A 6,307-nucleotide genomic window follows, 5' to 3' on the forward strand; every position below is an offset into this window, starting at 1 on the left:
GCCTGGTAGGGCTCGGGCCTGCGCACCAGCGGTTGGTAACCCCCGTCGCGAAGCCTGGTAGGGCTCGGGCCTGCGCACCAGCGGTTGGTAACCCCCGTCGCGAACCAGCTTGGACAGCTGGTTGACGGATTTTCCAAACACCATCAAGGGCTTTTGCTCTGACGATGCCTGCCGCACGAAGTTCTGGATGTCGATGACGGGGTCAACCACCACCTGCTTGTTGCGGATCTGCCCTCCCAGGTAGTCGGCCAGCCCGCGGTAGCGCAGGGCCAGCATCGAAATGCTGAGGTCTGCCGTGACAGCTTCATTGATCAACAACCTCCAGCGGTCTACGCCCGCCAGCTGGCTCGCTGCCTGCTGGCTCCAGCTCACCATGGGGAAGCCCTGCCAGGCCACGGCAACCGCGGTGCCCACCACACCGCGAAGAACCGCGCGGCGACCGGTAACTTGTGACAGCAACGGAGTATTCATTTGATCACCTTCAAAGGGTTAATTGCAGATTGCACGGTCTTCTTCGCTGCCTCGTCTTCCCATTGCCTGGCAGCTGTCAAGGTTGCCTTGAATGCCAGCGCACTCTCAAGCAGCCATTTCTTGTTGTCCTCCGAGAGCGCGTAGCTCAACCTGAACTCGTCCATCGGCATGCGGTCCTCCCGCACGGCCTTGATCAACCGGTCCACCTCTGCCGCGGCATGCGCGGGTGTCGACAGCAGCACCAGGCGGCTCATCTTGTCGGGGTTGTTGGGTACATGGCAGTTCACGCACTGCGACTCGCGCATCTGCAGCGCCAGGTCCCGGTAGCGCTTGTCSACGYTGCCCAGGTATGGGTTTTCCGGMCGGTACAGGCCGTCGAACAGSGTCACCGCCGGCTGGGTGTGGCCYTTKTCGTCGGTCCASAGCCASGGGCCCTGGTATTTYTCRTGCTGCACCGYCWSCACCGSYTGCAGCAGCGGYGTGGGCGCCACGTCGGTCAACTGCGCCACCTTGATGGTGACGGTCTCCGGGCTGATCCACAGCATCATGCTGCGGGCGTTCTCGTACATCGACCACTTGGCCTCGTCGTGCCAGAACGGATAAGGAAACTGGCCCGGCGGCAAGCGGTTGCGAAAGGCGGCCTCAAGCCGCACCAGGAACATCTTCTCGTCGGCCACCCACTCCACGGTATGCCGGCCATTGAACATGAAGAGCGGCGCATACATGCCGGTCCAGGCGTCGGGGGCGAACTGGGTCAGATTGGTCTGGCGCAGCGTGGCGTTGTCTTTCTTGTTTTGCCGGCCCCACAGCATGATGGGCGCCACGTGGGCACGCAGCTGGCTGGGGCCAAACAGGGTTTGCCGGCACTGCGTGTAAGCGTTGATGTCACCGGCCGGCACCAGCGGGCAACTGCTGGCAAGCTCTGCGGCAATGTCGGCAGCGGCCTGCGCGATGTTGGGCGGTATCGCCCTTTTTTCCTGGGCTTGTATGCCGCAGGAAAATACCAGGGCGGCTGCCAGCAGTCCGGCCCGCCATGGCGAAAGTAAAAGTGAAAACAGACGTGTTTGAATCAACGTAGCCATTTTTTACTCCCTCGTGTAGTCCAACAAATCCAGGTAGTCCTTCCGTTCGGCTTTAGCCCAGGCCTTCACGCCCATCGAAGCCATCACTGCGGCGCTTTCTGAATTGGTCGCCAGCAGCGCGTCACGCAGCTGCTGCACCATGTCCGCAGCCACGCTGGGACCGGCAAGCACCGACCAGTTCACCACGGGTTGCGTCTCAGCCACCACGCGCCCGCCCTCTTCCACCCATTTCTTGGCAATGGTGGGATTGACCACGCCGATCTGGCCCATCCCCGACTTCACAAACTGCGCGACTTCCTCCTGGTAGCGAACGTGTGTCACGCGGACCTGGCCAAGTTTTTGCCGCCGCAGTTCCGCCAGGGCCACCGCGGTGGTGGCCGCAAACTCGTCGGGCATGATGACTTTTGCATCGGCCGCATCCGTCAGGTTTTTGATCGGAGAATCTTTGGCCACAATGAAGGCCGCCTTGTAGGGGTCGGCGCGCCGCACCACCGGCTGGTAGCCGTTGTCGCGCACCAGCTTGGCCAGCTGGTTGACCGACTTTCCGAAGACAAACTCCGGCTTGCTGGCGCCTTGCGCCACCGCCATGAAGCGCTTGATATCCACCATGGGCTCCACGACGATAGGCCGCCCCTTGAGCTGGGCGCTGATGAAGTCGGCGGCAGGGCGATAACGGTTGGTCAGCAAAAATGAGTTGGTATCACCCCCCACGGCTTCATTGACCAGCAGCCGCCAGTTCGCGCCACCTGCCGGTTTTTTGGCAGCAGAAGCAGCAGCCGCCGCCGCAGCCTGGGCCCAGGCGCTACCCGGCCCACCCATACCCCCTGCGAGGGCACCCAGGCCCAGGACTGACAACATCTGACGGCGAAGCTGCGAGGAGGGAGTTTTCATGAAAACCTTGTTATGGAAAGCCCAATGACCCAGTACATCGTTGCTGGATGACTTCGGCTACCGCCCCAAGGCTTTGTCAAGGCTTCGGAACTGCACGGCCTTGCGGCTTAATCCTTGTCACCTACGCAAATACACTCTATGGACCGGCCGCAAAAATAGTCAAAGGCTGTCCATGGCGCCTGCCCTGTCAGGGCTGACAGGTAAACCTGCCAAACGTAGATGGCGTGCCGGCGCTCGGCTTCAGGCAACGGCAGCGGTACGGGTCAAACGTAAACAGCTGTAACGCCATCAGCTCCACCCCAGGACTTTCTGATGCCAGGGATACGGCGCATCCATCCGCGACCTTTTTCAACAGCTGCTTCTGGGATGCTTGCGGCGCGGCCGGTCAACACAAAGGAAGGCAGCCAAGCCGTACGCTCAAAATATGAACGCCGAAACATCACAAAATGCATCCTGTGAGTAATCACAGGGTGCGAACACTGACAGCGCCTGAACGCGGCAGTTGTTGCTCTTAAGCCAATCCGCATCGTCCGGCGGCAAGACCCACCAGACGCCTGAACCGCCGGGGCAACGCCAAAGTTCTACTTCGCAGCGTGGCAGGCACTGTTTTTGCTGTATCGTTTTGAAGTTCGCCTTGATTTCACGGCCACCGCGTTTCCATGCTGATTTGCTGGCCTGCCGGTCCCCCTTTCGCAACCCCTTCAAGAAAATTCCGCCATGAAAAATCGTGCACTTGCCGCATCTGCCCTTTCCAGCTTCGCCGCCAGGATGACCGGGGCGGTGATCGCCCTGGCAGCCCTGAACGCCCATGCGCAAAACACGCCGATCAAGTTCYAGCTCGACTGGCGCTTCGAAGGCCCGGCAGCCCTCTTCCTCACGCCGGTGGCCAAGGGGTACTTCAAGGCCAACAAGCTCGACGTGACGGTGGACGCCGGCAATGGCTCGGGCGGGGCGGTGACCCGTGTAGCTTCGGGTACCTACGACATGGGTTTTGCCGACATGGCCTCGGTGATGGAGTTCCATGCCAACAACCCGGACGCCCCCAACAAGCCGGTGGGCGTGATGATGGTCTACAACAACACGCCAGCCTCCGTCATGGCGCTCAAGAAGTCGGGCATCAAGACGCCCGCCGACCTGAACGGCAAAAAGATGGGTGCGCCGGTGTTTGACGCCGGCCGCCGCGCCTTCCCGATTTTTGCCAAGGCCAACAACATCACCGGCTTCCAGTGGACAGCCATGGACCCGCCGCTGCGCGAAACCATGCTGGCCCGCGGCGACGTGGACGCCATCACCGGCTTTACCTTCACCTCGCTGCTCAACCTGGAGGCGCGTGGGGTCAAGGCCGAAGACGTGGTGGTGCTGCCCTATGCCGACTTCGGCGTGAAGCACTACGGCAACGTGGTGATCGTCTCGCCCAAGCTCATCAAGGAAAACCCGGCCGCCATCAAGGCGTTTTTGCAGGCCTTTACCAAGGGCGTGAAAGACGTGGTGGCCGACCCGGCCGCCGCCATCGAGTTCGTGAAAGCGCGTGACGGCATCATCAATGTGCCGCTGGAAGTGCGCCGCCTGCGCCTGGCCATCGACACTGTTGTCAACAGCCCCGACGCGCGCGCCGAAGGCTTTGGCCAGGTCAAGGCGCCGCGCCTCTCGCTGATGGCCTCGCAGGTGTCGGATGCGTTCGGTACCAAGACCCGTGTTAACCCCGACGCGGTATGGAACGGCTCCTTCCTGCCCACGGCAGCCGAGCTTAATGTGCTGCCGAAGAAATAAGTCCTGTCGTCAGGCGCTGTGCCTGGCGCCATGCCCGTCCCGAATTGCTACACTTTTCATAGCTGCTTGCGCGCGTCCCTATTGGGTTAGCGGCCGTTTTTATACCTAAAACATGTCCCTCGCCACTGCTGACAGCCCTTTTGTTGACTTCCGCGATGTCTGGCTTGCCTACAACGACGAACTGCTCGCGCGCAAACAGTTTTCCGTTGAAGCGATTGACCTGCAGGTGCGCCAGGGCGAGTTCATTGCCATCGTCGGGCCCTCGGGCTGCGGCAAGTCCACCTTCATGAAGCTGGCGACCGGGCTGAAGATGCCGTCGGCCGGGAGCATCCTGATTGACGGGCGGCCCGTCACAGGGCCGCTGAAAATTTCCGGCATGGCCTTCCAGGCGCCGTCACTGCTGCCCTGGCGCACCACCGTCGGCAACGTGCTGCTGCCGCTTGAGATCGTTGAGCCTTATCGCAGCCAGTTCAAGGCGAAGCGGAAAGAATTTGAAGAACGTGCGCGCAAGCTTCTGCAAAAGGTGGGACTGGCGGGCTATGAAGACAAATTCCCGTGGCAGCTGTCGGGCGGCATGCAGCAGCGTGTCAGCATCTGCCGGGCGCTGATCCATGAGCCCAAGATGCTGCTGCTCGACGAGCCTTTTGGCGCGCTCGATGCCTTCACGCGCGAAGAGCTCTGGTGCATCCTGCGCGACCTCTGGACCGAGCAGCGCTTCAACGTGATCCTGGTCACGCATGATTTGCGTGAGTCGGTCTTTTTGGCCGACACCGTTTATGTGATGAGTAAAAGCCCCGGCCGCTTCGTCGTGCGGCGCGAAATTGAGCTGCCACGCCCGCGCGACCTCGAAGTGACCTACACCCGCGAGTTCAGCGACATCGTGCATGAGCTGCGCAGCCACATCGGCGCGGTGCGCGGCGGAGCGCAGCCATGAACCTGAACAATAAACAGCTGGAACGCTGGGCACCCTGGGTATTGCTGGCAGCCGTGGTGACGCTATGGCAGGCGGTATGCGCCGGTTTCTCGGTGCCGGAGTTCATTTTTCCCGCACCCCTCACCATTGCCCAGGCCATGGCTGAATTTGCCGGCCCGATTGCCGAAGCCGCCTGGAAGACCTTCTGGGTCACCATGGTCGGTTTCGGCCTGTCCATCGTGGTGGGTGTATTGCTGGGCTTTCTGGTGGGCTCGTCACGGCTGGCCTATGCCGCGGTTTACCCGCTGTTGGTGGCATTCAACGCGGTGCCCAAGGCCGCGATTGTTCCCATCCTGATTGTGTGGTTCGGCATCGGCGTCGGCCCCGGCATCCTCACCGCTTTTCTGATCTCGTTTTTCCCCATCACCGTGAACATGGCCACCGGCCTGGCCACGCTGGAACCCGAACTCGAAGACGTGCTGCGCGTGCTGGGCGCCAAGCGCTGGGATGTGCTGGTCAAAGTCGGCCTGCCGCGCTCCATGCCCTACTTCTTTGCCTCGCTCAAGGTTGCGATCACGCTGGCGTTTGTCGGCACCGTGCTGGCTGAAATGACGGCGGGCGATTCAGGCATTGGCTACCTGATGCAGAGTGCCGGATCACAGCAACGGCTGGCGTTGGCTTTTGCCGGGCTGGTGGTGATTGGGGCGATGGCTATGGCGATGTATGAGTTGTTCAGCTATGTTGAGAAGCACACTACGGGGTGGGCGCATCGGGGGTCGCAGGGCGACTGAGGCATTAAGTCGGTTTTGCTTCGGCGTTTGCGCTTTGGGGGCCGTTCTTGCTCCGGTGTTGCGCGCTCGTCTGAGTGTTGCTGGCCGGGGGTTGCCCGGCATGCAAGTAACTTTCTTTTGCTTCGCCAAAAGAAAGTAAGCAAAGAAAAGGCGACCCTGCTGTCTGCGACCCTCCGCTTCGCTACGGGCAACCTGCGGTGCTCGGTTCAGGCGGGGTCTCGCTCGAACTCGCTACGTTGCACTTCGCTCAGACAATCGCGATCCCTGATCCGYCTGRACCTSCGCTCCTCGGCGCATACAGAAGGGGGTGGAGGCAGGAATACCAAACAACCGAAAACAAAACCCGAAATACCAGAAGAAACAAGGACTCGCCGTGGCGAGTCCTTGTT

The 6,307-nt window shown here is 61.3% G+C and carries 5 protein-coding genes and 1 pseudogene; 3 read left to right on the forward strand and 3 right to left on the reverse strand.

Annotated elements, in window-relative coordinates; genetic code table 11:
* From AC1D0Z_RS14555 to AC1D0Z_RS14565, 3 genes and pseudogenes are all read right to left on the reverse strand, one after another.
* Positions 1-471: pseudogene (locus AC1D0Z_RS14555) on the reverse strand (hypothetical protein); the annotation flags it as partial.
* Positions 468-1,553, reverse strand: a complete 1,086-nt coding sequence (locus AC1D0Z_RS14560; RefSeq protein WP_477658938.1) for a hypothetical protein — start codon at positions 1,551-1,553, stop codon at positions 468-470. The gene AC1D0Z_RS14560 and the pseudogene AC1D0Z_RS14555, both read right to left, overlap by 4 nt.
* 3 nt (positions 1,554-1,556) lie before the next feature.
* Entirely contained in the window at positions 1,557-2,444 is an 888-nt protein-coding gene (locus AC1D0Z_RS14565; RefSeq protein ID WP_477658939.1) for a phosphate/phosphite/phosphonate ABC transporter substrate-binding protein, read from the reverse strand.
* A gap of 768 nt (positions 2,445-3,212) precedes the next feature.
* Between AC1D0Z_RS14565 and AC1D0Z_RS14570 the strand changes: the two genes are divergently transcribed.
* The 3 genes from AC1D0Z_RS14570 to AC1D0Z_RS14580 all read left to right on the forward strand — a co-directional run bounded on the left by AC1D0Z_RS14570 (position 3,213) and on the right by AC1D0Z_RS14580 (position 5,918).
* Complete coding sequence (locus AC1D0Z_RS14570; RefSeq protein WP_477658942.1) at positions 3,213-4,214, forward strand: ABC transporter substrate-binding protein; 1,002 nt, start codon at positions 3,213-3,215, stop codon at positions 4,212-4,214.
* A gap of 112 nt (positions 4,215-4,326) precedes the next feature.
* Positions 4,327-5,148 carry an ABC transporter ATP-binding protein gene (locus AC1D0Z_RS14575; RefSeq protein WP_477658940.1) on the forward strand — a complete coding sequence of 274 codons (822 nt, stop codon included), beginning with the start codon at positions 4,327-4,329 and terminating at the stop codon, positions 5,146-5,148.
* Entirely contained in the window at positions 5,145-5,918 is a 774-nt protein-coding gene (locus AC1D0Z_RS14580) for an ABC transporter permease (RefSeq protein WP_477658941.1), read from the forward strand. Before AC1D0Z_RS14575 ends, AC1D0Z_RS14580 begins: the two co-directional genes overlap by 4 nt.
* The last annotated feature ends 389 nt before the right edge of the window (positions 5,919-6,307 follow it).

The organism is Polaromonas sp. P1_E3 (genome assembly GCF_056405935.1).

Bases quoted from the DNA above. Each gene is read 5' to 3' on its own strand.
- AC1D0Z_RS14580 (WP_477658941.1), top strand. From the start codon at position 5,145: ATGAACCTGAACAATAAACAGCTGGAACGCTGGGCACCCTGGGTATTG.
- AC1D0Z_RS14565 (WP_477658939.1), bottom strand. From the start codon at position 2,444: ATGAAAACTCCCTCCTCGCAGCTTCGCCGTCAGATGTTGTCAGTCCTG.
- AC1D0Z_RS14575 (WP_477658940.1), top strand. From the start codon at position 4,327: ATGTCCCTCGCCACTGCTGACAGCCCTTTTGTTGACTTCCGCGATGTC.